The 25,215-nt window shown below is 41.5% G+C and carries 25 protein-coding genes; 11 read left to right on the top strand and 14 right to left on the bottom strand.

Going from position 1 to position 25,215, the window contains the following annotated elements; translation table 11 throughout:
* Nucleotides 1–55 precede the first annotated feature (55 nt).
* Nucleotides 56–658, bottom strand: a complete 603-nt coding sequence (locus tag P4V41_RS16605) for a TetR/AcrR family transcriptional regulator (RefSeq protein ID WP_328086257.1) — start codon at nt 656–658, stop codon at nt 56–58.
* Between the two features lie 87 nt (nt 659–745).
* Here P4V41_RS16605 and P4V41_RS16600 point away from each other — a divergent pair, with 87 nt between their 5' ends.
* The gene (locus tag P4V41_RS16600; protein WP_328086296.1) at nt 746–1,228 is read left to right on the top strand and encodes an 8-oxo-dGTP diphosphatase; all 483 of its coding nucleotides are present in this window, start codon (nt 746–748) and stop codon (nt 1,226–1,228) included.
* 28 nt (nt 1,229–1,256) lie between these two features.
* On the opposite strand, the gene P4V41_RS16595 is transcribed toward P4V41_RS16600, so the two are convergent.
* The 8 genes from P4V41_RS16595 to P4V41_RS16560 all read right to left on the bottom strand — a co-directional run bounded on the left by P4V41_RS16595 (nt 1,257) and on the right by P4V41_RS16560 (nt 10,601).
* Nucleotides 1,257–1,652: an IDEAL domain-containing protein gene (locus P4V41_RS16595; RefSeq protein WP_328086255.1), complete on the bottom strand. Its 396-nt coding sequence runs from the start codon at nt 1,650–1,652 to the stop codon at nt 1,257–1,259.
* A gap of 18 nt (nt 1,653–1,670) precedes the next feature.
* Nucleotides 1,671–2,447: a PD-(D/E)XK nuclease family protein gene (locus P4V41_RS16590; RefSeq protein WP_328086254.1), complete on the bottom strand. Its 777-nt coding sequence runs from the start codon at nt 2,445–2,447 to the stop codon at nt 1,671–1,673.
* A 34-nt stretch (nt 2,448–2,481) separates the two neighbouring features.
* Complete coding sequence (locus tag P4V41_RS16585) at nt 2,482–2,925, bottom strand: flavodoxin (RefSeq protein ID WP_328086253.1); 444 nt, start codon at nt 2,923–2,925, stop codon at nt 2,482–2,484.
* A 245-nt stretch (nt 2,926–3,170) separates the two neighbouring features.
* Nucleotides 3,171–4,274, bottom strand: coding sequence for a Xaa-Pro peptidase family protein (locus P4V41_RS16580; RefSeq protein WP_328086252.1), 1,104 nt, complete (start codon nt 4,272–4,274; stop codon nt 3,171–3,173).
* 305 nt (nt 4,275–4,579) lie between these two features.
* The gene (locus P4V41_RS16575) at nt 4,580–5,962 is read right to left on the bottom strand and encodes a glycine--tRNA ligase (RefSeq protein WP_328086251.1); all 1,383 of its coding nucleotides are present in this window, start codon (nt 5,960–5,962) and stop codon (nt 4,580–4,582) included.
* A gap of 339 nt (nt 5,963–6,301) precedes the next feature.
* A complete protein-coding gene (locus P4V41_RS16570) occupies nt 6,302–7,258 on the bottom strand; it encodes an aminoimidazole riboside kinase (RefSeq protein ID WP_328086250.1) in 957 nt (318 codons plus the stop codon).
* Between the two features lie 57 nt (nt 7,259–7,315).
* Entirely contained in the window at nt 7,316–7,813 is a 498-nt protein-coding gene (locus tag P4V41_RS16565; protein ID WP_328086249.1) for a PTS glucose transporter subunit IIA, read from the bottom strand.
* Nucleotides 7,814–8,228: 415 nt separating this feature from the next.
* Nucleotides 8,229–10,601, bottom strand: a complete 2,373-nt coding sequence (locus tag P4V41_RS16560) for a M14 family zinc carboxypeptidase (RefSeq protein ID WP_328086248.1) — start codon at nt 10,599–10,601, stop codon at nt 8,229–8,231.
* A 251-nt stretch (nt 10,602–10,852) separates the two neighbouring features.
* Between P4V41_RS16560 and P4V41_RS16555 the strand changes: the two genes are divergently transcribed.
* Nucleotides 10,853–11,818 carry an aldo/keto reductase gene (locus P4V41_RS16555; protein ID WP_328086247.1) on the top strand — a complete coding sequence of 322 codons (966 nt, stop codon included), beginning with the start codon at nt 10,853–10,855 and terminating at the stop codon, nt 11,816–11,818.
* A 96-nt stretch (nt 11,819–11,914) separates the two neighbouring features.
* Here P4V41_RS16555 and P4V41_RS16550 read toward each other — a convergent pair whose 3' ends face one another.
* On the bottom strand, nt 11,915–12,286 hold the full coding sequence (locus tag P4V41_RS16550; RefSeq protein ID WP_328086246.1) for a VOC family protein: 372 nt from the start codon (nt 12,284–12,286) through the stop codon (nt 11,915–11,917).
* A gap of 323 nt (nt 12,287–12,609) precedes the next feature.
* Between P4V41_RS16550 and P4V41_RS16545 the strand changes: the two genes are divergently transcribed.
* The 3 genes from P4V41_RS16545 (at nt 12,610) to P4V41_RS16535 (ending at nt 17,023) form a co-directional block, all read left to right on the top strand.
* The gene (locus P4V41_RS16545) at nt 12,610–14,271 is read left to right on the top strand and encodes a PTS transporter subunit IIBC (protein WP_328086245.1); all 1,662 of its coding nucleotides are present in this window, start codon (nt 12,610–12,612) and stop codon (nt 14,269–14,271) included.
* A gap of 3 nt (nt 14,272–14,274) precedes the next feature.
* The gene (locus P4V41_RS16540; RefSeq protein ID WP_328086244.1) at nt 14,275–15,066 is read left to right on the top strand and encodes an endonuclease/exonuclease/phosphatase family protein; all 792 of its coding nucleotides are present in this window, start codon (nt 14,275–14,277) and stop codon (nt 15,064–15,066) included.
* A 292-nt stretch (nt 15,067–15,358) separates the two neighbouring features.
* On the top strand, nt 15,359–17,023 hold the full coding sequence (locus P4V41_RS16535; protein WP_328086243.1) for an alpha-glucosidase: 1,665 nt from the start codon (nt 15,359–15,361) through the stop codon (nt 17,021–17,023).
* A 41-nt stretch (nt 17,024–17,064) separates the two neighbouring features.
* On the opposite strand, the gene P4V41_RS16530 is transcribed toward P4V41_RS16535, so the two are convergent.
* Complete coding sequence (locus tag P4V41_RS16530; protein WP_328086241.1) at nt 17,065–17,379, bottom strand: hypothetical protein; 315 nt, start codon at nt 17,377–17,379, stop codon at nt 17,065–17,067.
* A gap of 122 nt (nt 17,380–17,501) precedes the next feature.
* On the opposite strand from P4V41_RS16530, the gene P4V41_RS16525 reads away from it, so the two are divergent.
* A complete protein-coding gene (locus P4V41_RS16525) occupies nt 17,502–18,485 on the top strand; it encodes a nuclease-related domain-containing protein (protein ID WP_328086239.1) in 984 nt (327 codons plus the stop codon).
* 179 nt (nt 18,486–18,664) lie between these two features.
* Here P4V41_RS16525 and P4V41_RS16520 read toward each other — a convergent pair whose 3' ends face one another.
* The 3 genes from P4V41_RS16520 to proC all read right to left on the bottom strand — a co-directional run bounded on the left by P4V41_RS16520 (nt 18,665) and on the right by proC (nt 21,854).
* Nucleotides 18,665–19,759 carry an acyl-CoA desaturase gene (locus P4V41_RS16520; protein ID WP_328086238.1) on the bottom strand — a complete coding sequence of 365 codons (1,095 nt, stop codon included), beginning with the start codon at nt 19,757–19,759 and terminating at the stop codon, nt 18,665–18,667.
* Between the two features lie 169 nt (nt 19,760–19,928).
* Nucleotides 19,929–21,044: a DEAD/DEAH box helicase gene (locus tag P4V41_RS16515; RefSeq protein ID WP_328086237.1), complete on the bottom strand. Its 1,116-nt coding sequence runs from the start codon at nt 21,042–21,044 to the stop codon at nt 19,929–19,931.
* Nucleotides 21,045–21,854 carry a pyrroline-5-carboxylate reductase gene (proC, locus tag P4V41_RS16510; RefSeq protein WP_328086236.1) on the bottom strand — a complete coding sequence of 270 codons (810 nt, stop codon included), beginning with the start codon at nt 21,852–21,854 and terminating at the stop codon, nt 21,045–21,047.
* A gap of 113 nt (nt 21,855–21,967) precedes the next feature.
* On the opposite strand from proC, the gene P4V41_RS16505 reads away from it, so the two are divergent.
* The 5 genes from P4V41_RS16505 (at nt 21,968) to P4V41_RS16485 (ending at nt 25,213) form a co-directional block, all read left to right on the top strand.
* Nucleotides 21,968–22,435, top strand: coding sequence for a hypothetical protein (locus P4V41_RS16505; protein ID WP_328086235.1), 468 nt, complete (start codon nt 21,968–21,970; stop codon nt 22,433–22,435).
* 21 nt (nt 22,436–22,456) lie between these two features.
* Nucleotides 22,457–23,851: a dipeptidase gene (locus P4V41_RS16500; protein WP_328086234.1), complete on the top strand. Its 1,395-nt coding sequence runs from the start codon at nt 22,457–22,459 to the stop codon at nt 23,849–23,851.
* A gap of 485 nt (nt 23,852–24,336) precedes the next feature.
* Nucleotides 24,337–24,831 (top strand): hypothetical protein, encoded by a 495-nt coding sequence (locus tag P4V41_RS16495; protein ID WP_328086232.1) that lies wholly within the window; start codon nt 24,337–24,339, stop codon nt 24,829–24,831.
* 11 nt (nt 24,832–24,842) lie between these two features.
* On the top strand, nt 24,843–25,019 hold the full coding sequence (locus P4V41_RS16490) for a hypothetical protein (protein ID WP_171005587.1): 177 nt from the start codon (nt 24,843–24,845) through the stop codon (nt 25,017–25,019).
* A complete protein-coding gene (locus P4V41_RS16485; protein ID WP_328086231.1) occupies nt 25,019–25,213 on the top strand; it encodes a YwbE family protein in 195 nt (64 codons plus the stop codon). Before P4V41_RS16490 ends, P4V41_RS16485 begins: the two co-directional genes overlap by 1 nt.
* The last annotated feature ends 2 nt before the right edge of the window (nt 25,214–25,215 follow it).

Here is a 25,215-nt window from a genome sequence, read left to right as displayed (position 1 = left end):
CTTTTACGATTGATTAATCAATCATTATTAAGATAAAAAGCAACCGAAACACTTTTTAGCGTTTCGGATATAACAGTTGAAAAGCTGGAATTTTGAGTTGTTCACTGATGAATGATACCGCATAGTCGGTGAAGGTGAGTCTGATTCCCAATAGAAATCCAAGATAAGATTTAGCTGTTAACTCAGTATCATTTTCCTCTAAGACTCCACTTTCTTGTCCGTTTCGGATAATCTGCTGTAGCTTTAAAATAAACTGGAGACTAAATTCATCCAGAACTTTAAACGGTTCAGGAAATTTCGTATGCTGTCCGATCACTTGAACCACCAGCTGCAGATATGTGCGCATCTCGATAAAAATAGTAATATGTTTGTCTATCATGCTCTTAATCTCAGCCAAAAGATCTTCAGCATTCGGGTTAAAATCTAACATCGCTTCTTTGTATTGATTTTCTAAAGGCTCTGTAACAGCATGATAAAAAAGCTGGTCCTTGTTTTCAAAGTACGTAAATACACTTCCAAAACTCACTCCCGCAGCTTTTGCTACCTTTGCAATGGTCGTGCTTTCATACCCTTGCTCTGCAAACAATAGGATCGCTTGCTCTAGAATCTTTTCACGCTTTTGTTCCATCGCTTTCATTTGTTTATGTGATAAAGGCAATTGAGTAATCTCCCTTTTACGAATGATTGGTTAATCAATCATTATTATATAGTTTATGTTAAAATAAGTAAAATGATTTTTGGAGGTATGTGTGTGGCTGCTTATATTGAACACCGACTTTATACGATGTGCATGGTTCAAAACGGAGATAGCGTTTTATTAATTAAGCGGCCAGACACCCATGGCTTTCCTGGCTTTTTAGCTCCTGGTGGTAAAATAGATTTTCCTGAAAGCTTAGTAGACGGTGCTTGTAGGGAAGTTGAAGAAGAAACAGGATTACGTGTCTCAAGTTTAGCATTCAAAGGAATCGATGAGTATGTAAATCCACAAAAAAATGTGAGATATATGGTGTTCAACTATTGGACGGAGACGTTTACAGGTGAGTTATTAGAGAATCCTCCAGAAGGAGAACTCTTGTGGGTGCCTATAAGTGAAGCGTTGGACCTTCCTATGCAAGATTGGTTTAAAGAAAGGTTTCCGTTGTTCTTTGAGGAAGGTACTTTTGAGATTCAAAGAGTGTGGGATGCAAAACAGGATAAACAAGTAGAATTATATCTTAAAAAAACATAGAACCCCCAACGGTTTAGTAGGGAGTTCTTTAAATAGCAGTTAAATGGTTCTCATAATTCCTGACTAACTTAATGGAATCAATCAACTGCTCTGAGTAATGTAAGAACAGCTTCTTATCTCCCATATCTAGAGAATAATCCACGTAGTTTCTTAATTGCTCAATCATATAATTAATGTCATTGATGGATACAAATCGTTTTGACAAAAAGTATTGATCGATCTCTTCCATAGACATGTAAAAAGTGTGTACATTATTAATCACAACCATATAAAACAAGCCATGACTTACAGAAACATAGCAATCTCCCACAAATTCAATAATATCTCCTTGATTGAAATGGAATTCCTTTTTATGTTCATCTGTTTGACAGAAACAGAGTGTTTCATGGCAAAACGCTTCTGATACAATAAAATACCGGCCCATTCAGTTACTCCTCCACATTTAGTGTAAAATTCCATTCACTGATACATTTACTTTGTCAGTCGTGTGTAGACACGTTTGGTTAAATTCACATGACGTACATTCTGTTTCAAATTCTGTTTTCGTATATTTATTCGGTTGCTGTAATCGGTCCATCATGAAATCCAAATACATTAACCCTTCTTTTACATCCTCTTGTGAAGGAGTGTAAGAATATTTCTTTCCATTCATAAGATTAATGATTTCTATCTTTTGCGGAAGTTTTCCGAATGCTTTCTCAGCGAATACAGTAATTAAGTAATTGTACATCTTAGACATTTCACTATCAGTTTCTAATAAATATTTTGTTACAGTGAATGAACCTTCATGCCAGCCTGCCACATCAATTGTTAAAGATAGCTCAGTCTCTAGTTCTTTAATAAAAGTCTTTTGTTTTTCATACAAAAACACACGCGGATAAGTACTTTTTTCGGAAGTTAAATATTTTAGCAAGTGATCTGTTACTTTAGCTAATACAAGATAATATTGAAACTTTGATTCAAAGTTTTTGACATTAAGTTTATCCCAATAGCGTTGTATCAATCTAAGTACACTTAGCTCAGTATGTAAATTTTCAGGAAGCTGGTAATAACTTTGCACGATCTTATTAATTGTCCCTTGAACAATTTGTCTCCATAACACATTACTAGATTTCGCCGGCAAGATATGTCTGTAGTAGAACTTATAAGGACATCTCAAGAATGATTCCAAATGATAATCCGTTATGGTTTTAACAGCGATCTGAAAATGCTGATTCATTACTCAACTTCCTTTCTAGCATCATTTTTATGAGTTACAAAAAAGCAATGAAATCTCTGCCAAATGTTCTGCAAACTTCTTCCTCAGCCTCATCTGGTGTTAATTCAATTTTTAACCCTTCTGTAAATAATTCTGCTCCTCTATCACTCAGTTTTTTTACTAAAATGTCCACAGCTGCCCCGTACTTCTCATAAGAAGAATCACATGATCCGAAAACCGCTGCTTTCATTCCTGATAATTCTATTGTGTCTAGATCTTCATAGAGATCTAGAAAATCATCGGGCAACTCCCCGTCTCCCCATGTGTAAGCACCGAAAATAATGCCATCATATTCTTTCAGCTTTTCTGCTTCATAACCGAACATAATATCTATTGAATCAACGGTCGCACCGACCTCTTGTATACCTTCTGAGACAGCATCAGCCATCATTTCTGTATTTCCACTCATGCTAGCAAATAATAAAATAACTTTAGCCATCCTTTCCCTCCTATCTATAATTGAAAGTGATTCTCAATAAATGATAAATAAAAAAGCACTTTCTAACATAAAAAATGCCGTGAGAAGAACTTATCGATAATGATAATCGTTCTCGATTAGATTGTCAATAGTATATTGGTTACGGGAACTCATGCATTAAACAGTACGGTTGAAATCTTTTTAACTTCCTACTCAATATAAAAAGGATAACTCACATACGGAGTCATCCTTCACCTTTACGTATTTTACTTAATAATCTGCAGTTCTTTTGGATATTTCGTCAATGTTTCGTGTCCATCTGCTGTTACGTAGACGTCATCCTCAATACGTACGCCGCCGACATCATCAATATAGATGCCTGGTTCAATCGTATACGTCATTCCTTCACGAAGAACACCATCGTTGTTGTCACTCATGGACGGGAATTCATGAACATCGATTCCAAGGCCGTGTCCGATTCGGTGCGGGAAGTTGTCGCCGTATCCCGCTTCCGTGATGTGGTTGCGCGCAATTACGTCAAGGTCACCGATACGCGTTCCTGGCTTAGAAGCTTCTAACGCCTTTAATTGTGCCTGCAACACGGTATCATAAATCTCGCGGCGCTTTTCATCTAGATCACCGAACGCTACTGTACGCGTGATGTCAGAACAATATCCATCTAGAACTACACCTAGATCGAATAAAACAAAATCGCCGTGCTGAAGCTTTCTTAACCCAGGCTTACCGTGAGGCTGTCCCGCTTTTTCACCGAATAAAACCATTGTAGAAAACGACATCGCGCTGATGCCTTTTTGCTTCAATTCGTATTCGATCTTCGCGAGTACTTCCATCTCTGTTACACCCTCACGAAGTGCTGCAACTCCTACTTCAACTCCATAGTCTGCAAGTCTAGCTGCTTCACGCAACGTTTTTAACTCGCTCTCTTCTTTTATCAGACGAAGCTCGTTCATCAACTCTTCAGCTCCGACCAAGTTCGCACCATCAAACATGCCAAGTAGCTTTTCGCCACGCGCGTATGGAAGTGTTTCTTTTTCAACTGCAATTGATGTTGCTGCAGTCACTCCACGGTTAGCCAACGCTTCCTGTACCTTTGCCCAAGGATCCTCAGAATCGCTGTATCCAACAATCTCATACGTCCAGCCTGCATCTTTTGCTTGTGAACGCTCCATGCCTGGACAGATCATGAACGGCTCTCCTTCTGCAAGTACAGCCACACCTAACACACGTTCATGCGGATCAGAATACAATCCTGATAGATAGAACACGTTTGCTGTCGTGTGAATGAACGCGAAAGTATGCCCTTCTTGTTTTAACCAGTTTTGTACCTTTTGAATACGTCCTTCGTTCATGTATATACCTCCAATAAAAGCCCGAGGGCTATAAATTAATCTCTCATACTCTATTGTAGAATAAACTCCCGTGAAAAAACAGAAGCACACATCGCAAGTAGCAAATGTGTGCTTTTTATTAAGCTTTCTGATCTTGAATCTTCATTGAAAAGTTGATTGGAGTGTAAGGTGCGAGACTCCTGGGGGATCAGCGGGACAGGTGAGACACCTAATGGCGCAAGGTGCCAAGGTGGCTCACCACACGCCCCCCGGAAAGGGAGCACCTGAAACGGAAATCAACTACTCACAAAAGCAGCTCTGAATAATTAGAACTGAACTTTTTCCTCAATAAAGCTCTTAAGATCTGCAATCTTCACACGCGTTTGTTCCATCGTGTCACGGTCACGTACTGTTACCATGCCGTCTTCTTTAGAATCAAAGTCATACGTGATACAGAAAGGTGTACCTACTTCATCTTGACGACGGTAACGTTTACCGATCGATCCTGTTTCGTCATAGTCTACATTGAAGTCTTTTGCAAGTGCGCTGAATACTTCTGTTGCTTCATCAGATAGCTTTTTAGATAATGGCAGGATCGCTGCTTTATAAGGAGCTAGTGCAGGGTGCAAGTGCATGACTGTTCTTGAAGTACCATCTTCCAACTGCTCATCTTCATACGCATCAATCAAGAACGCCAACGTTACGCGGTCAGCACCTAGAGAAGGCTCGATGCAATAAGGAACATAACGCTCGTTTGTTTCTTGATCGATATAGTTGAAGTCTTCACCTGAGAATTCCATGTGACGCTTCAAATCGAAGTCTGTACGGGATGCAACACCCCAAAGCTCGCCCCAGCCGAACGGGAACTTGTATTCAAAGTCAGTTGTCGCATTAGAGTAATGAGAAAGCTCATCTTCGTTATGATCGCGAAGACGAAGGTTTTCAGCAGTCATGCCTAGTGACTTCAGCCATTTTTCAGCAGTATCTTTCCAATAGTTGAACCATTCGATCTCGCTTCCTGGCTTACAGAAGAACTCAAGCTCCATCTGTTCGAACTCACGTGTACGGAACGTGAAGTTACCAGGTGTGATTTCGTTACGGAAACTCTTACCGATCTGTGCAATACCGAACGGCAGCTTTTTACGCATCGTGCGCTGAACGTTTTTAAAGTTTACGAAAATACCTTGAGCTGTTTCCGGACGCATGTAGATTTCGTTAGAACTTGATTCCGTTACACCTTGGTGTGTTTTGAACATTAAGTTGAATTGGCGGATGCTTGTGAAGTCATGACTTCCGCACTCTGGACAAGCAATATTGTATTCTTTCACTAGCTCTTCCATCTTTTCAAACGGAAGGCCGTCTACGATAATTTCTTTTCCAGCTTGATCAGCAGCGTCTTCAATCAATTTATCTGCACGGTGACGCGCCTTACAGTTCTTACAGTCCATCATTGGGTCGTTGAAGTTGCCGATGTGACCAGATGCTTCCCACGTACGAGGATTCATTAGGATTGCTGCATCAAGACCTACGTTGTAAGGTGATTCTTGAACGAATTTTTTCCACCATGCTTTTTTTACGTTGTTCTTCAGCTCAACACCAAGTGGGCCATAATCCCATGTGTTTGCAAGTCCTCCGTAAATTTCAGATCCCGGAAATACAAAACCGCGGTGTTTCGCATGATTTGTGATGGTTTCCATGTTTTTTGTCATTTTTATTCCTCCCATTTAGGTTTTGCCTTATGGGTCGGCTGTTTTTAAATAAATAAAAAACTCCCGTCCCAAGGCGCTATGCCCAGGGACGAGAGTTGTATCTCCCGCGGTTCCACCCTAGTTGATCCGTATGTAAAAAACGAATCCTCTTTTAGAAAAACAACTCCGGATTGCCGTTTCACTAATGTCTCATACCGGGCTCCCACCGCCCCCGGCTCGCTTTAAAGAGTGTCAGATTAGCTACTATTCATCCTTCACAGCTGCGTATCATCTTTTATAATAAAATAATATTACCAAAAAACAAAAACATTAGTCAAAATATTTTCCTATTATATGCAGTTATTGTTTGTTTTGTGCAAGCTCTTGTTCCACTTGTTCCAATGTCGGCAATGCCGTCATCGCACCTTTTACCGAGACAGCAAGTGCACCTGACACACTTCCGAATAACGCCATATCACTAGCCTCATCAAGTGTAAGGTCTTGCAACGAACCACTGTATTCATTTAAGCGATGAAGAATACCGGAAACAAAAGCATCTCCTGCGCCTGTTGTATCAATAGCTGAAACACTTTTTGCAGGAATGTACTCTCCGCCCTCTTTTGTCACCACATAGCTTCCATCATCGCCGAGTGTGATGAACAGTAAGGGAATATCATATTCTTGCAGCACTTTAATACCTTCTTCGACCTTTTTTAAGCCTGTTATAAATTCGAGCTCTTCTTCTGAGATCTTAACGATGTCAGCGTGCTGCAGCATCGAGAGAATTGTCTCACGTGCTTGTGCCGGTGTCTTCCAAAGCGATAATCGTAAGTTTGGATCGTACGAGACCCACATGCCGTTCTCTTTTGCGAGTCTTACCGCTTTTTCAGTAGCGCTCTTAGAAGGCTCCCCAATCAACGAGATTGAACCAAAATGAAGAATTTTATGTTCTTTAAAGAGACTAGGCTGTACATCTTTTTCCTCTAAAAATCGGTCTGCGCTCGGATTAATATAAAAGTCGAACGATCTCTCACCGTTTAGATCTAGCGTCACAAACACGGCTCCTGTTCTCACTTCTTCTGTCTTGTACACATGAAACGCATTCACACCATAGCTCTTCAATGTATCGATCATGAACGATCCTAGAACATCGTCCCCTACTTTTCCTAAAAAAGTAGATGCTGAGCCTAATCGCGCAACCCCAACAGCTACATTGGCAGGTGCTCCACCGGGACTTTTTTGATATGTGGTGTTCGTTTCATCCGTTGGAATAAAATCAACAAGTGCTTCTCCTAAAGAAATTACGCCTTTTTTCATCATAGCCTCCCCTTTTTATTGGAAAAAAATCAGGCATGGTTAGCCTGATTTCCTGATTTATTTCATTTTAACCTGCAATAATGAAGTTTCACCTTTTGTTGCTTCAGATGCTGCACGCTTGTCTAAAGATTCTACCGCATCACCGTTTGTGATTACGATTGGTGTTACCGTGCTAGCCGCTTTTTCCTTAATTAAGTCCAAGTCAAAGCTTAAAAGCTTGTCTCCGGCTTTTACTTTATCTCCTACGTTCACATGTCCCTCAAACCCTTCACCGTTCATGCTAACCGTCTCAAGTCCAACGTGGATAAGGATTTCTGCTCCAGCTTCTGATTGGATGCCGATCGCATGCTTCGTGTGGAAGAACTGAACGATTTCTCCATCAACTGGAGAGACAACAACACCTTCTGTTGGTTCTATCGCAATCCCATCGCCCATCATCTTCTGAGCGAACGTCGGATCTGGCACCTCTTCAATGTTTACGATTTTCCCTGTTAATGGAGCGATAACTGTTTCTTCTTTTTTAACTTCTTTTTTTCCAAATAGTTTATTGAACATAATTTTCCACTCACCTTTCAGTTTGCTTTACTTTTATAATTTACACCTGTCTGAATGCTTTAAAACATTTCAGCTTTATTTGGGCATTTTTCGTGTTGTACTTGAAGGTGGTTGATTTCCGTTCCAGGTTGCTCGCTTTCCGCGGGGCAGGCGGTGAGCCACATTTGTACGTTTCACTCTTAAGTGTCTCACCTGCCTACCTTTCCCGCAGGAGTCTCGCACCTTGCACTCCAATCAACTTATCAATGAGGTATAAAAATAACCCAAAAACAATCTTTTAGATACTTACTAACTGATACAAAGAAAGACCAAAGAGCAAGAAAAGTTCAATGCTCTTCAGGTCCTATTAAACAGGGTAAACTTTCCCTATAAAAGTAATGCAGTGCTTATCTGGTTGTCAACGACAAAGGCTCTATTACTGATATAGCGCGTTTGACAATAAGCGGAACAGATAATCCGTATGATCACGGAATCCTGCTTCGAGTCCGATCAGGGTAACATCTTTTTCAGCTTCTTCTACAATCACGGATTGACCAGCTGCTAGTTGATTATTCTTCCAGTGACCTGCTACAAAGAAGTCGCCCTCTCCTAAAGTTGCGATCGATTTTGAATTCCCTAACTCCGTAAACCAGACTGGTCGATAAACAAACCCGAGATCATCCTTTTTATAACCAGCTGTTACTTCATCTTTTGCATAGTCTACTTTTACGATTCCATTGCTGTTAGAGCCGCCCGTGTTTACTTTTATCGTTGTTAACCCCAGCTGACTTGAAGCTCTAGCGCCACCAGCGCCAACGGAGATATATTTCCCGCCATTATCGATAAATGTTTGTACGTTGGCTTTGAAACTGTCATACGCCTGCTTGCTGCCGATCACGAACGGCTTATTCGCTTCCCTCACATTCTCGTATTGCAGTAATGCGTCAGTTCCTGCATATAGGAACGCATCGTATTGAGATAGACCCTTCTCTGCAACTTCTTTTGGTGTCACTTCTTTTACCGAGAAGCCGAGTCGTTCTAATGCAAGCTTTGTACCCGCATGACTTTGTGCTTTATTCATGCCACCATCTTTTAATACAGCTACTTTAAGTGTTGAAAGCATTTCTTTTTGATATGGCACTTTTGCTGATTGCAGCTTAATTCCTGACTCTTTCACGAGCTTTTTATTTCTTGATGAGAGGTTTTCTATATAGAAATTTCCTGCATCGTCTTTATACACACGCTCACCTTTATTAATAAGATTGTTCACTAACTTCACAGCTTGGACAGAGCTGTTGGAAATCACATAAGGCCCTCTCCCTTGTAAAGAGCCTTCATATTCAGCTTCTTTTACAGGCTTTGTTTTTGCATTCACTTTTTCATCCACTTCAATCGCTTCAAATCCCCATAATTCTGGTAGACTCCAGGCAGAGATGTCATACATCGCAGGTGTATCGTTCGTGATATCCTCGCCGTCCCATAACATCGTGTTTGCAAGACCAGCCTTAGCTTGGCTCATAGAAACGATATACGTGCCAGCTGGGTAGGTTTGTCCTTTAGCTGAAAAAGGTTTAACCGCTTTTTCCACAGCAATATCGTTTTCAATAAGATGGTTCACCGCTTTTTCAGTAACCGTTGGATCTTTTTCATCTACTGGCAGCACATACGCATTCGGGAAGAATCCTTCCTCATGATACGGGTGATCAAAATTGATTCCACGTTCAAAGATCTCAATCTGATCTGTAAGCATTCCTTGTTTGTTCTGCACAGCAAATTTCAAGGCCCCCATCACAGCATCGTTCGCCCATCTCACACCATCCCAATTGTTTGTCGGTGCTTCTAACGTATAGCCATATGCCCCGTGATACATCGCATACATCGGTGTGAAAATAGGCGGATAATCGTCCCAACCCGCGCTGTCATCACGCTGTGGAATATAGGTACCCGTCATATTTTTATAGAGATCAGTTTCATAGTTTGCTTTATTTCCAACGATCTCTGCTTCCATCGCTTGTGCTTGATCTAAAGCCCATTTAGAAAACAGATCATATTCATAGTTTGGATTATGAGGCGGTGTACACGGCTCGATCAACCCAGGCTTTCCGTCGTCACTATTCACATAGCCGTGAAGATCTAAGAAGACCATCGGATTCCACTCAGTAATTAAATCAACGGTTTGTTTTGTTTCCTCTTGTGAAAGTGTGATGAAGTCACGGTTCAGATCGATTCCGTTACCGTTAAAACGAGTGCCATCAACACGACCATCCGGATTCGCTACCACATTAAAGATAAGTATGTTGCTGTCTAGAATCTCTTTTGTTTCTTCGTCATTGTCATTAGCAAAACGGTCGATCAGCTGAAGAACAGCATCAGACCCTATGTATTCTGTTCCATGAATGGATCCATTGATCATCACCGGTACTTTAAAATCAGGATTTTCAGCGATCCAATCCTGTGCTCTTTGAGGATTTCTGAACATTTCCTTTCGTAGTTTCTTATAATGTCCATACTTGCCCTTATCCCCTGTATTAGAGATCGTGACCACATACATCGGATACCCTTTAGATGAAACCCCTGTTTGTTCAAGGGTTACTCGTTTACTTTCTCTATCAATTTTCTTTAAGATCGAACCAATCTTTGAATACTTCACAAAATCATAGTGCTCAGAGTTAAACGGACTTCCATCAGCCTCTTCAAAGCTATTAACATTCGTCCATTTTTTTTGAGGCGCTTCTGCTGTTACAGCAAAAGGCATTGATGTCATCAAACTCAAACTCATGACACCTGCTACCCAATGTTTTTTTAACATGTTGTCTCTCCCCTTCCTCAATCCCAAAAACAAAATAATTATACTAATCTATGAATTTTTATTCAATCTGTTTTTCAAGATTATATCAACAAAATTATTATTCAATAGACTATAGTTGATACCTTTATATAAAGTAAAAACAAACATAAATGAGTAATTATTCATAGTTCTTTATTCTTATAAAGAGGCTTTCATTCAATGTTAACTGTGAAATAATGTTATAATTTGGATGATGATAAGGGGGAGAAGGCATGCAAATTAGTGAAGTCTCAAGAATAGCCATCGGCACACATCTAGGGGAAATGAATGAAGAAGATTCGCTTTCCTATCAAGGCTCAATTGAATTTTCGCTTTTAAACGGAATCAACTTTATTGATACTGCACTCAATTATAGAGGCATGCGCTCTGAGCGCGATGTTGGAAGTGTTTTGGAAAAACTCATTCAAAAGGAAAAGCAGATCCACAGAGAGGACGTTTTCTTGTCTACAAAAGCCGGTATCATTCCAGGTGATATTGACGCACAACTTCGTCCTAATAATTACTTACAAGAGATTTTAGTGGATAAAGAAATCATTCAACGTTCAGATCTACAGATACTCGACCATCACAAACACGTTATGGAGCCTTCTTTTTATGAATTTGCTATCCAACAAAGTTTAAAGCACATGCATGTTGATTACATAGACGTCCATTACATTCATAACCCTGAGGTCTCTTTGATCGTTTTAGGTGAGGAAGCCTTTTATCAAAAACTTAAAAACTTGTTTTCGTTTTATGAGCAGCAAGTGGAAGAAGGTTTGATTCGATATTACGGTTTAGCAGTCTGGTCAGCATTTACAGAGTCTCCTGGCGCATCTGGTTACCTCCCTTTGGAGAAAGTGATGAATGTTGCCCATTCTGTTGCAGGAAACGCTCATCATCTTCGTTTTATTCAAGCTCCGTTCAACCATTCAAATCAGATAGCGGCAACCGATGTGAACCAGCTAGTTAATGGTAATTGGAGAACACTCCTTCAAGCTGCAGAAGAGTTAGGGATTCATGTTACAACAAGTGCTCCATTAGATTGTGGCAGGCTTACCAATCATCAATACGGGCATGTAGATGAGCTGATATCATTTGTTTTAAAAACACCGGGTATTTTGTCCACGATGATCGGTATGCGAAAAGTAGAAACGGTAAAAAAGAATTTGAAATTGTTTAACAAAGTTGGCTCGTGATGACGAGGCAACTTTGTTTATATGGAACGACTAATGTGTTTATTCTAACTAAGCCCCTTTAATAAATTGAAATACGGTCAATTATTTATTGAAACCTTACCAGTGTACTTGAAACTTATTACCATTTGGATCATAAAAGTGAAAAAATGCATGACCATTATCTTCTTTGATATCCTCGACTTTAACTTGAATATCACTCAAGTGTTGATGGAATTTAGATAATTCAGGACTCGTAAAGCCAATGCTAAACTCTTGTTCATTATCAATTGTAAAATGTGCAAATGTTTCATCTTCGGTAGGAACTAAAATGAGTAAGAATGGCCCTTCATTTACTTTTATAATTGCCCGTTCCTCTGTAATATTTAATAACTGGAGCCCTAATACATCACTATACCAATGTGCTGATCGTTCTAAATCTTTTACAGGAATTCTAATATAATGTACTTGTTCAATAAATGATTTTCTCATGCCCTTCTCTCCTTACTTAGTTTTTCTATATACCTCTTTCTTCCAATTGCTAAATTCACCTGCTACTTATTTAAATTTCATAAAGATCGATTTATTCCATGCTATCTTACGAAAAACATTACAAAGCATCTGGAAAAACTTTTTACTAACTTTTTAATAAATATTACTTGTAAATGAAACCGTTTTATTTTACAATCACTAATGCAAACGATTGCACCAACATGCATATACAAATTTGTAAGCGATTCAACTTTTTTTCGCAATCTACTGAATGCGATTTCAAAAAGACAACGAAAGATATATACTTTAAGGAGGAAATCGTTTTGAAACAACGTGGAAAACTCATTTCATTTGATTTCTGGCAAAAGCTAGGTAAAGCGCTTCTTGTAGTAGTAGCGGTTATGCCGGCTGCCGGTTTGATGATATCACTAGGTAAAGTTATTGCTATGTTCGGTGGCGACATGACATTAGTGCAAACGATTGCTCGTGTTATGGAAGACATCGGATGGGCGATTATTACAAATCTGCACATCTTATTTGCGGTAGCCATCGGGGGATCTTGGGCGAAGGAACGTGCGGGCGGTGCATTCGCAGCTGTAATTGCGTTCATCTTGATCAACCGTATTACAGGAGCAATCTTCGGCGTGAACAGCGCGATGATGCTTGAAGAAGGTGCGAAAGTAAAATCACTTTTTGGCAGCGAACTTATTGTTGGTGATTACTTCACTTCAATCCTTGGCGCTCCAGCACTAAACATGGGAGTATTCGTCGGAATCATTTCCGGTTTCCTAGGTGCTGTTTTATTTAACAAGTACTACAACTACAACAAGCTTCCAAATGCTTTAGCATTCTTTAACGGAAAGCGTTTTGTACCATTCGCTGTTATTTTATGGTCAGTGGTTACAGCTTTACTTTTAGCATTAATTTGGCCGTTCATCCAATCTCTACTCAACGACTTTGGTAAATGGATCGCAACATCTCGTAATACGGCTCCAGTTATCGCGCCATTCGTGTTCGGTACGCTAGAGCGACTATTATTACCATTTGGTCTTCACCACATGTTAACGGTGCCGATCAACTATACGGAGCTCGGTGGAACGTATCAAATCATGACGGGTTCAGGAGCAGGATCTTCTGTAGCTGGACAAGATCCACTATGGTTGGCTTGGATCAACGATCTTAACAACTTCTTAGCTGCTGGAGATACAAAAGCGTATCAAGCACTTTTAAATGATGTAGTACCAGCTCGTTTTAAAATGGGACAAGTTGTTCTTTCAACGGCATCTCTTGTAGCGATCGCACTTGCGATGTACATGAACGTTGATAAAGACAAGCGTAAGAAGTACAAGTCTATGTTCTTATCTGCAGCACTAGCTGTATTCTTAACAGGTGTTACTGAGCCGATCGAATTCATGTTCATGTTTGCTGCCCCACTTCTTTATGTTGTGTATGCAATCACGACTGGTCTTGCGTTTGCAGTGGCGGATCTAATCCACGTACGTGTTCACGCATTCGGTTTTATCGAGCTTCTTACTCGTACACCATTGCTTGTAAAAGCAGGATTAACACGTGACTTAATCAACTTTGCTCTAACTTGTATCGTATTCTTTGGATTAAACTTCTCGATCTTCTATGTATTGATCAAAAAGTTCAACCTGCCTACTCCAGGTCGTGCAGGTAACTATATCGAAACAACAGAAGGTGATGCTGCACCTGCTAAAAACGAAGCAGCACCAGGATCAGACAATTCTCAAGCATCAGCGATCATCACACTTTTAGGTGGAGCTGACAACATTGAAGACGTTGACGCATGTATGACTCGCCTACGTGTAACCGTTAAAGACACTACAGGTGTTGGTACGGAAAAAGAATGGAAAGAGAACGGTGCACTTGGTCTGATCATCAAAGATAAAGGTGTTCAAGCGATTTACGGACCAAAAGCAGACGTTTTAAAATCTGATATTCAAGATCGTTTGGGGATGTAATTCATGAAGCTATTAACGTTAAACGTTCATGCTTGGCAAGAAGAGAACCAGATGGAAAAATTAGAGATGCTTGCTCGCGATATCGCGGGCGAGCGTTATGATGTTATCGCGCTACAAGAGGTTATGCAGTCGATCGACTCTCCTCTCGTAAAAGACAATATCAAAAAAGATAATTATGCCCTCGTTCTGTTAGAGCTATTGAAGAAACTTGGCGTTGAAGATTATGACTTTGTATGGGACATGGCGCACTATGGCTATGTGACGTACGAAGAAGGACTGGCGATCATCAGCCGCCATCCGATTACGTCTCATGAAAGCTTTTTTGTTTCTGATCTACAAGATATGCACAACTGGAAAACTCGCAAAATCGTAAAAGCTTCGATCTCTTATGAAGGACAAGATGTTCAATTCTTCTCTGGTCACTTCGGCTGGTGGGAAGATGACATTGAACCGTTTAAAGGTCAATTCGATCGATTGATGCAGTACATTCCTGAAGAAGGTCTCTCCTTTATCATGGGCGACTTAAACAACGATGCTAACGTTTGTGGTGAAGGCTATGATTATGTAAAAGAAAAAGGCCTTTACGATACGTATGAACTGGCTGCAGAGAAAGATGACGGCCTCACGATCATCGGATCTATTGCCGGTTGGGATGATAACGAAGCTGGCCGCAGGATTGATTATATTTTAAGCAGCAAGCCTGTTGATGTGCTTCAATCATTCGTTCGTTTTAACGGAAAAGAAACACCGGTGGTCTCCGATCATGCAGGTGTTGCTGTTACGGTTGAGGTTTAGCTTAGTTGCTCTTGAAAGTGGTTGATTTCCGTTTCAGGTGCTTCGCTTTCCGCGGGGCAGGCGGTGAGCCCCTTGTCGCTTTGCGCCATTAAGGGTCTCACCTGACCGCTTGTCCCGCAGGAGTCTCGCACCTTGCACTCCAATCAACTTTTTCAGTGAAGCATAAACAATAAACCGATCAGTAAGCAGCCTTATTTTATAAAGAAAATAAAGAAAACAAACAAACCATGGGGAGCCGTTTTTGCGGTATCCCCTGGCGTGTTGTTAAAGAGAAAAACATGGAGGTAACATTATGGAAAAAGTTTGGTGGAAAGAAGCCGTTGGCTATCAAATTTACCCTCGCAGCTTCCAAGATTCTAATGGTGATGGAATCGGCGATCTAAAAGGGATCATTCAACGCTTAGATTATATTAAAGACCTTGGCATCGACGTGATCTGGATCTGTCCGATGTACAAATCGCCAAATGATGACAACGGATATGACATCTCTGATTACCAGGACATCATGGATGACTTCGGAACGATGGAAGACTTTGATCTCCTTATGGAAGAAGTTCATAAACGTGGTATGAAGCTGATCATCGACCTTGTTCTTAATCATACAAGTGACGAGCACCAATGGTTCATCGAGTCTCGTTCTTCTAAAGAAAATCCAAAGCGTGATTGGTACATTTGGAGAGACGGTAAAGATGGCAAAGAGCCAAACAACTGGGAAAGCATTTTCTCCGGATCTGCTTGGCAATATGATGAAAAGACAGATCAATACTACCTCCATGTTTTCTCAACCAAACAGCCTGATGTGAACTGGGAAAACCCTGAAGTGCGTGAAGCTCTTTATGACACAGTCAACTGGTGGTTGGATAAAGGAATCGATGGTTTCCGTATCGATGCAATCAGTCACATTAAAAAGCGCGATGGTTTCCCTGATATGCCGAACCCGAAGAAAGAGAAGTACGTGTCTTCCTTCGACATGCATATGAACCAAAAAGGTATCCACACGTTTTTACAAGAATTTAAAGACCGCACATATGCAAACTATGATGTCATGACGGTTGGTGAAGCAAACGGCGTTAAGATTGATGAAGCGGACCTTTGGGTAGGAAAAGAAAACGGAAAGATGGACATGATCTTCCAATTCGAACACCTCGGCCTTTGGGATGCAGAAACCAATCCTGAAGTCGATATCGTTGAACTGAAAAAAGTATTAACACGTTGGCAGAAAGGTCTTGAAAAAGAAGGCTGGAACGCATTATTCATCGAAAACCATGACAAACCTCGAGTTGTTTCTACTTGGGGCAATGATGATGAGTTTTGGTATGAAAGTGCAACGAGCTTCGGCGCGATGTATTTCTTAATGCAAGGAACACCGTTCATCTACCAAGGCCAAGAGATCGGAATGACGAACGTACAGTTTGATTCCATCGAAGATTATGATGATGTAGCTGACAAAAACCGTTACCGCATTAAGCGTGAAGAAGGCGTCGCGCATGAAGATATCATGTCTGTGATCTGGGCGTCTTCTCGTGACAACAGCCGTACTCCAATGCAGTGGAACAGCGATGAGAATGCTGGATTCACAACGGGTACTCCTTGGATGAAGTTAAATCCAAATTTCACAGAGATCAACGTGGAAAAGCAAGAACAAGACGAGCATTCGATCTTAAGCTTTTATAAGAAAATGATCGCATTAAAGAAAAAGAACGAAGTCTTCACGTACGGTGTGTATGATCTGATCCTTGAAGAAGATGAGCAGATCTATGCGTATACACGTACACTTGGAGAGGAGAAGGTCGTTGTGATCACGAACCTTTCTAAGACAGAGGCGAAGTTTGAAGCAGAATTGAAGTTGAACGCTAATGAACTGTTGTTAGCAAATAAAGAAGTTGCAGCTCATGAGGATATAACAAGCGTGGCGTTACAACCGTATGAAGCGCGCGTATATCGCGTGAAAGCTTAACAAACGAAAGCGTGCTATCCGATTATGGAGAGCACGCTTTATTATTGTGGCAGTCTTTTTTCAAACCGAATGAAGGAATACAGTCGCAGCAGTACAATCAACGTACCGACGATCGTAATAGCGGGCGATATATTCGTGAAAAGAGGCAACCACGCTAAAATAAAGGCAACAAACGCTGTAAAATTCCCTGAAAAACCATTGATCGGCTGAGTTCCTACAAGCCCCGCCCCTTTTAAGGAATTTTCATAACACGACCTATGATACGGTCGTACTTTTAAAAAAGCCCACACCGTGCGCAGCTCTTCCCTCTCTTTAATCGGCATTAAACAGCTATCACAGTTTAGTTCTTTTTTCATTTTTTCTTCTCCTTCAGCAGCAAATTACTCACCCTCTATTCTATCAATCCTTTAAGTAATCCTATAGCTTTTTAAAGGATATTTTGTGTCATAAGAAGAATTTTAAAGTGAGGAGTGATGCTATGATAAAAAAGATAAGATTGAAGCCCATCTATATGAACAAGCTTCAGCTCTTGATGAACCGTTTAGAGGATGATCTTGTTAAACAGAGTCTTGAATTAGAAATCAGCAAGATGACGGCCGGTTTTCGCGGTGAAGACTCTATCAATTATTTTTTGAACATGCTTCCGAACCAGAAAGAATGCCACGTTCTGCACGACCTTCGAATTCCCCATGAATCTACTTTTTTTCAAATCGACACGCTCATTCTTAATCCAACGTACACTCTTATTATTGAAGTGAAGAACATCTCCGGAAACCTTTTCTTCGATCATACCTTCAATCAGCTTTTACGTACCAAAAACGGTATAGAAGAACCCTTCCAAGACCCTATCGCACAAGTTGAGCGTCAAAAATACCAGCTTGAGCATTGGCTGAGTAAAAATAAATTCCCCTCAGTCCCAATCGAGACTCTCGTTGTTATGACACATTCCCAATCTGTTTTGAGAACGAACGATGTGTCGAGCCGTATATCGAAAAAAGTGATTCATAGCGTTCAACTGCTAGACCGCATCCGGCAGCTTCAACGGAAATATAAACAGCATGTAATAGTTTCGGGAGATGTAATGAACAAGGTAACACGGCGATTGATCAAGGAGCACACCCCACGGGATGTAGATGTAATGGAGCGGTATAAGATTAGTAAAGAGATGATTATTAAAGGGGTGCAGTGTGAAGGGTGTTTGGGTTTTGGGATGAAAAAAGGGCACGGAAGTTGGAAATGCTCAAAATGTGGTCACACTAGCAAGAAAGCACACATAATTGCGTTACGTGATTACGGTTTACTGTATCATCCTACTATTAATAATCAACAAGCAAGGGATTTTCTATTAGTTAACTCAACCTCAATCGCTTCTAAGCTCCTCGTTTCCATGAACTTACCTTATACCGGTACATTTAAAGATAGAAAGTATGACCTGCAGAAATTGATGAATGAGAAAATTTAGATTTACTGTCCACTTTTGAGTAAATACTGTCCAGTTTACGCATTTTACTGTCCACTTTTTGAGAAATACTGTCCACTTTCTTAATTTTACTGTCCACTTCTGGAAAAATACTGTCCACTTGCACCTTCACCACGGATTCACCGCACGCAGCCTGCACACCAAACAAAAAAACACCCAAATTAATGGATGCTTTTCGATGGTCTGCCACTCACTGATTTCCGCTCTTGCTTCTTTTCTTCCACAGTTTCAGATTCATTCATCCCATGTCCTAGTGAAGGATACAAGTTCCCTGGTGCGGGATCTACAAACTGAGTCTGATTAAAGTACACGTGCGGTGTCTTCCATAGTGCAACAAGTGCTTTCCAGTGCGGCATCTCGTGATAGCGCTCTGGCCACATCTCTTTAATGTGCTTTTTTACGAGCGGGTAATATTTTGGGCTCATACCAGGGAACAGATGATGCTCCGTATGGTAAGAGAAATTAAAATGAATTACATCAATCCACTTTGGAACGTTGACCGATAAGCTGTTCGCTAGCGGATCGTTCACGTCTGTCATTGGGTTCAAGCGGTGATTGGTTGAGATATAGCTCATTACGATCGCATTGGCGATTAATAACGGCAGCAACACCGCAAAGAACCATTTAACTGGTCCAAGCCACGCTAACAAACCTAGCCACATCGCCCACGGCAATAGCAGCTGAATCCAAACAGAAGGTCGTTTACTCGGTTTGAACTCTTTAATAAAACGTTTGAACATGAAAAGTCCGTGTAATGTGAACGAAACAGACAAGAAAGCAAAGCTTACGATTGAACGCATCCACATCGGAAGCTTGTACACTTTTTGAAGCAAAGGTTTGTGAGACAAGTTCTCTAACGTCGGCCACGCGTCCGGGTCTTTCCCGTCATGCTGAGTATGAACGTGGTGCGTCGTATTGTGCCACTTGCGCCATAGCTTCGGTCCAACACTTAACGGCCAGAAAGCTACTGCTCCTAAAAAGTCACGAAGCCAAGGCTTTCGGATAACTGTGCCGTGCAGGATCTCATGGCCTAAGAAGCCCATCCCAGCAAAACACGTTCCTAATATAACGGCGATTCCAATCCCTAACCAAGGGTGTAAATTATTCAATAACCCGATAACTAAAATACCGGCGATTGCGATCAATAGATAGACTAGTCCTCCCCATAACCGGGATGGCACTGGCTTAAAGGCTTCTTTCGGCAGCTTTGGAGCGATTTTAGCTGCATACCAGCCAAACGATTGTAAATCTTTCATTTGCTCAACTCCTCTAATCTGACTCTTTCGAATTCTCATACTATGTAATCGTAACAAGGATTGTTTTATGAAGCAACTATTTTTATTACCTGGTAATAACAGTTGGTATTATGTACCCACAAAAAAAGGAACCATCCTGAAGGATAGCCCACTTGTTTATAAAATAATCCTACATATATTCAAGTTTTAAAACATTCAACTTTTGATTCGTCTCTCGTTCGATAATCTGCAGCAAACGACGATCTTTCTGAGCAACAAACGTCACAGCCAGTCCTTTTCCGCCTGCCCGCCCTGTTCTTCCAATTCGATGAATGTAGCTTTCAGCATCGAGCGAGATGTCGTAATTAAAAACGTGCGTAACACCGTCAACATCAAGTCCGCGTGCCGCCACATCCGTTGCGACAAGGAATTGAATCTCTCCTTCACGGAAGCGCCGCATCACGTCCTCCCTCTTCGCTTGAGAGAGATCGCCATGCAGTTCATCGGAGTTGTATCCCATATTTTGCAGCGCCTCGTTCAACTTGCTTGCTCTTCTTTTCGTTCGGCAAAAAATGATCGCTAGATAAGGACGCAACAGTCTGATTGTTTGAACAAGATCATTCTGCTTCCCTCGATCTGTTGTTTCCACGATTCGCTGGCGGATTTCCTTTAACGTTATCTGTTTCGTTTTTACATGAATATCTTGAGGGTCGTTTGTATACGTTTCAGCAAGCTTCTTTACTTCATCAGGCATCGTCGCCGAAAAAAGCAGTGTTTGACGATTCTCTGGCACTTCATACATGATGTCTTCTATATCATCTAAAAACCCGATATGCAGCATCTGATCCGCTTCATCGAGCACGAACGTTGAAACATGAGATAAGTCGATCGTCTCTCGGCGGATATGATCGAGCAGTCTTCCAGGTGTTGCGACAACCACATGAACCTTGCTCTCTAGCTTATGCATCTGAGCGATCACGTCCTGCCCACCGTAAACAGCGAGCACGTTAATCTCACCGAGAGCTTCTGTAAGTTTACGTACTTCTGCAGTGATCTGAATGGCTAGCTCGCGCGTCGGGGCAACGATCAACCCTTGAACCGCATCCCGTTCAGCATCAACTTTTTGCAGAAGAGGAAGCACGAAAGCAAGTGTCTTTCCCGTCCCCGTTTGAGCTTGTCCCACAACATCTTTACCTTCTAAGATGATAGGAATCGTTTCCTTTTGAATCGGTGTAGGTTCACCGATTCCGTTTTGAAGCAAAATATCTATCAATTCATCATGAATACCTAATTCCTTAAAGCCCATCTATTTTTTCCCCAATTTCTTTACTTTTTCTGTACAGCTTTCCATCGCCGCCAACACTGCACCACGAAAGCGTTCTTGCTCGAGCGTTGCGACGGCCGCAATCGTTGCTCCACCTGGAGACGTTACTTGATCTTTCAACTCGCCAGGATGTTTTCCTGTTTCAAGCACCATTTGCGCTGCTCCTAAAACCGCTTGTGCCGCTAAACGATAGGATTGATCGCGTGACAAGCCTTGTACGACGCCTCCGTCTGCCATCGCTTCAATCATCATGTACACATAAGCAGGCGAAGAACCGCTGATCGCAGGAATCGCATCCATCTGAGATTCTACGATCACCTCTACTTTACCGAAGCTCCCCAATAACTTCTCTACCGTCTGTAATTCCTCATCCGTTATCTCATCATTAACAGAAACAGCCGTCATACCCGCTCCGACAAGTGATGGCGTGTTCGGCATCGTTCGTACCACTTTCACTTGTTTGCCGAAAGCGTGCTCCACGTCTTCCGTTGTAATCCCAGCTGCAATCGTTACGATGATCGCATCAAATTTTACAAATTCCTTTACCTCTTTAATCACTTCAAAATAAGAATATGGCGCTACCGCAAGAAACAGCACGTCAGCCGCTTTTGCAACGTCACTATTAGAAGAAAACGTGTGAATACCATATTGTTTCTCGACATACAGTCTTGTCTTTTCCGTTCGCATGCTCGCAATGATCTGATCAGGACTGATCAAACCTGAACTGATCATACCTCCTGCCATCGCCTGCGCCATCTTTCCAAACCCGATAAAACCTATTTTTTTCTCCATACTCTATGCACTTCTTTCTATCTTTTATAAAGGGAAATGTTCATTTATACAGAATACTCATACCGATAGCTTTACCTTTAGTAAACCACAAATACATAAGGTGTGTGAAATGGATGGAGAAGTTAACTCTCAAAGAATGGCATCGGAAACAGGCTGTAGATACTTTCAACAAAACGTGGGACTTGATCGAAAAGAAAGACCGCACGAAGGAAGATGACTTAGAAATGATACATACAGCCCACGCCTCGCGCTTTCATTGGGGACAAATCGGAGAACCTCTCCACTTCGCCCGTGGAGAATGGCAGCTCTCAAGAGTGTATTCGACTTTAAACATGAGCGAGTCAGCAATGTTCCACGGGAAACAATCTCTTGAACTCTGTTTAGAACACAACATAACCGATTTTGACCTTGCTTTCGCTTATGAGGCTGTTGCTCGTGCTTATTCAGTAAAAAATGATGAAAGAAGTATGCAAGAATATCACGATTTTGCACAGCTAGCTGGTCAACAGATACTAAAAAAAGAAGATAAAGAATATTTCATTTCCGAGCTGAACTCCATTAAACTAGGAAGTAGAACATAACGTACATAAGGAGGATTTTATATGACTGAAAAAATCGTAAACTATTTAAAAGAAAACCGTGATACGCACCTAAAAGAGTTATCCGACTGGTTAGCAGTACCGAGTGTCAGTGCACTGCCTGAGCACAAAGAAGATGTTCGAAAAGGTGCAGAATGGATTGCAGATAACCTAACGAATGCCGGAATGGACAATGTGAAAATCTATGAAACAGACGGACACCCCGTTGTTTATGGAGACTGGTTGAAAGCAGAAGGTAAACCGACTGTACTCGTTTATGGCCATTACGATGTTCAGCCTGTTGATCCGATCGAGCTATGGGAATCCCCGCCTTATGAAGCTACCATTCGTGATAACAAACTTTACGCGCGAGGCGCATCTGACGACAAAGGCCAAACGTTCATGCACGTAAAAGTACTACAAGCCATCCTTAAATCAAAAGGTACGCTGCCTCTTAATTTTAAGTTCTGTATTGAAGGTGAAGAAGAGATCGGCAGTCCAAGTCTTCCAAAGTTTATTGAGGAAAATAAAGATTTGCTAGCAGCAGACGTTATCGTTATTTCGGATACAGGCATGCTAGATCGCGGAAAGCCAGCAATCTGTTATGGACTTCGTGGCATGTGTGCGATGCAAGTGGATGTGACGGGACCAAACAGTGATCTGCATTCCGGTCTATATGGCGGAGCAGTTCAGAATCCGCTGCACGCGATTACCGAGCTTCTTCAATCATTCCGTGATGAAAACGGCCGTATTTTAGTAGATGGCTTTTATGATAATGTCCAAGAACTAACAGAAGAAGAAAGAGAAGCGTTCCGTGCTCTTCCTCTAACAGAAGAAGCACTTAAGAATCAGCTTGGTGTGACAGAGCTAACAGGTGAAGAAGGTTACTCTCACATTGAACGTACATGGGCACGCCCAACATTAGAGTTAAACGGCGTATGGGGAGGCTTCCAAGGTGAAGGCATCAAGACGGTTATCCCTGCAAAAGCACACGCAAAGATCAGCTGCCGACTCGTACCGAACCAAGAGCCAGATGAGATCATTGAAAAAGTAAAAGCACACATTGAAAAGCATAAGCCAGTCGGCATTGATGTGATAGTTACCCTTTTTGATAAAGGAGCTCCATACGTAACGCCGTTCGATCACCCAGCCATCCAAGCGGCAGCACGTTCTTATGAAAAAGTGTACGGTGTACCAACTGCGTTCACACGTGGTGGCGGATCGATTCCAATCGTAGCAACGTTCGACCAAATGTTGAACATTCCAGTCGTATTAATGGGCTTCGGACTATCAACAGAAAACTTCCATGCACCAAACGAGCACTTCCATCTCGAAAACTTCGACAAAGGCATGGAAACACTAGCAGACTATTGGTTCGAACTCGAAAAATCCATCCAAAAAGAAACAACAACACGCTAAAGCAGAAGAAGCTGACAGGAAAGTTACTTAGGTAACCTCAACTGTCAGCTTTTCTGATATTTTATTCGTCTGACTGAAACAAGGCTCATCTCTTGAATTTGTTTTTTTATTGTTAGACACCATAGCAAGTTGATTGGAGTGGAAGGTGCGAGACTCCTGCGGGACAGGTGGGCAGTCTAAAAGTGGAAGTGGCTCGTCCAGCCCCGACAAGCAAAAGGTGAATAGACAAGGAAGGCGGTCTTTGCCTTCATGGTCTATTTAACTTTTGACCTCGAGGGGCTAGCCACTGCAACTAGGCAGGTGAGACACTTAAACGTGAAACGTTCGAATGTGGCTCACCGCCTGCCCCGCGGAAAGCGAAGCACCTGAAACGGAGATCGACTCCCCCAACCACAACACAGAATTTCCCACAAGAGACCTTTTCGTTTTCACCTCTCAGTATGATATAATCAACCAATCACAACAAAGAAACGGAGAGTATAACCATGCTTTCATTTGAAGATAAAATTGCTTTAATCGAAGAAAACTTCCCAGAGCTCGACATGCACGAGGTATCCCTTGGCCGCTTAAACTTCCACTTCGAGGAAAGTGTACAAGACAAGAAAATCGTCGTGTACCACCTTCACCCGAACGGAAACGGCTTCGTTTATGGCGGACATCTGCCACAAAGCGTAAAAAACGACAAAGGCTATGTGAACATCCGTGACTACGAAGCGGAAGAACTGATCGCTCTTATCCAAGAATCCATGGAATTTCTATCGAAAAAACATGGCTGGCAGCAGCCGAAGAAAGATCGTTCTGATAACGAAGAGCGCAAAGAAGAACACTGGTACAGCCACAGCCACGAGGAAATTCGCCTCGTAGGAGAAGATGGCATGTGGTTCATCTTTGACGAAGATGATGCACTAGAAGCTGCATTTGAAACATATGCAGAAGCAGAAGGTTATTTAAAAGAAGCATGTTTTAAAAAGAAAAAATAGAGGTGAATAAGATGGCTGAGGAGAAAAAGAAGTTAAGCTTTCAAGAAATCGCGAAACAGCGTTTAGCTGAAAAGAAAGCACAACAATCGGGCGGATCTTTCAGCAAGGGGCCAGTTAAAGTGGCCAACCAGCTAAAGAACCAACAAACCAAAAAAGCAAATAACCAAGCGCGAAGAACAGGTGTTTAATGCATCGTAAACGATCGAATATCACCCCTGGTCTCCCCGTGAACGTAATCTTAAAAGCAGATCAGCGTTCTGGCAAGAAAACAAAAGGTATCGTAAAAGATATTTTAACGAACTCACCTACTCATCCACACGGTATTAAAGTACGCCTTGAAGACGGTCAAGTTGGAAGAGTTATTGACATTTTGGATGCATGATA

The organism is Fictibacillus nanhaiensis, assembly GCF_036213205.1.
Lineage (GTDB): Bacteria > Bacillota > Bacilli > Bacillales > Fictibacillaceae > Fictibacillus > Fictibacillus nanhaiensis_E.
The sequence above is the reverse complement of the archived record's forward strand: the minus strand, read 5'-3'. Positions and strand labels throughout refer to the sequence as shown.

Bases quoted from the DNA above. Each gene is read 5' to 3' on its own strand.
- proC (WP_328086236.1), bottom strand. From the start codon at position 21,854: ATGGAGAAAAAAATAGGTTTTATCGGGTTTGGAAAGATGGCGCAGGCG.
- P4V41_RS16600 (WP_328086296.1), top strand. From the start codon at position 746: ATGTGTGTGGCTGCTTATATTGAACACCGACTTTATACGATGTGCATG.
- P4V41_RS16555 (WP_328086247.1), top strand. From the start codon at position 10,853: ATGCAAATTAGTGAAGTCTCAAGAATAGCCATCGGCACACATCTAGGG.
- P4V41_RS16495 (WP_328086232.1), top strand. From the start codon at position 24,337: ATGCTTTCATTTGAAGATAAAATTGCTTTAATCGAAGAAAACTTCCCA.
- P4V41_RS16595 (WP_328086255.1), bottom strand. From the start codon at position 1,652: ATGGGCCGGTATTTTATTGTATCAGAAGCGTTTTGCCATGAAACACTC.
- P4V41_RS16485 (WP_328086231.1), top strand. From the start codon at position 25,019: ATGCATCGTAAACGATCGAATATCACCCCTGGTCTCCCCGTGAACGTA.
- P4V41_RS16570 (WP_328086250.1), bottom strand. From the start codon at position 7,258: ATGAAAAAAGGCGTAATTTCTTTAGGAGAAGCACTTGTTGATTTTATT.
- P4V41_RS16540 (WP_328086244.1), top strand. From the start codon at position 14,275: ATGAAGCTATTAACGTTAAACGTTCATGCTTGGCAAGAAGAGAACCAG.
- P4V41_RS16530 (WP_328086241.1), bottom strand. From the start codon at position 17,379: ATGAAAAAAGAACTAAACTGTGATAGCTGTTTAATGCCGATTAAAGAG.
- P4V41_RS16575 (WP_328086251.1), bottom strand. From the start codon at position 5,962: ATGACAAAAAACATGGAAACCATCACAAATCATGCGAAACACCGCGGT.
- P4V41_RS16550 (WP_328086246.1), bottom strand. From the start codon at position 12,286: ATGAGAAAATCATTTATTGAACAAGTACATTATATTAGAATTCCTGTA.
- P4V41_RS16565 (WP_328086249.1), bottom strand. From the start codon at position 7,813: ATGTTCAATAAACTATTTGGAAAAAAAGAAGTTAAAAAAGAAGAAACA.
- P4V41_RS16580 (WP_328086252.1), bottom strand. From the start codon at position 4,274: ATGAACGAAGGACGTATTCAAAAGGTACAAAACTGGTTAAAACAAGAA.
- P4V41_RS16560 (WP_328086248.1), bottom strand. From the start codon at position 10,601: ATGTTAAAAAAACATTGGGTAGCAGGTGTCATGAGTTTGAGTTTGATG.
- P4V41_RS16525 (WP_328086239.1), top strand. From the start codon at position 17,502: ATGATAAAAAAGATAAGATTGAAGCCCATCTATATGAACAAGCTTCAG.
- P4V41_RS16515 (WP_328086237.1), bottom strand. From the start codon at position 21,044: ATGGGCTTTAAGGAATTAGGTATTCATGATGAATTGATAGATATTTTG.
- P4V41_RS16500 (WP_328086234.1), top strand. From the start codon at position 22,457: ATGACTGAAAAAATCGTAAACTATTTAAAAGAAAACCGTGATACGCAC.
- P4V41_RS16505 (WP_328086235.1), top strand. From the start codon at position 21,968: ATGGAGAAGTTAACTCTCAAAGAATGGCATCGGAAACAGGCTGTAGAT.
- P4V41_RS16520 (WP_328086238.1), bottom strand. From the start codon at position 19,759: ATGAAAGATTTACAATCGTTTGGCTGGTATGCAGCTAAAATCGCTCCA.
- P4V41_RS16585 (WP_328086253.1), bottom strand. From the start codon at position 2,925: ATGGCTAAAGTTATTTTATTATTTGCTAGCATGAGTGGAAATACAGAA.
- P4V41_RS16535 (WP_328086243.1), top strand. From the start codon at position 15,359: ATGGAAAAAGTTTGGTGGAAAGAAGCCGTTGGCTATCAAATTTACCCT.
- P4V41_RS16490 (WP_171005587.1), top strand. From the start codon at position 24,843: ATGGCTGAGGAGAAAAAGAAGTTAAGCTTTCAAGAAATCGCGAAACAG.
- P4V41_RS16590 (WP_328086254.1), bottom strand. From the start codon at position 2,447: ATGAATCAGCATTTTCAGATCGCTGTTAAAACCATAACGGATTATCAT.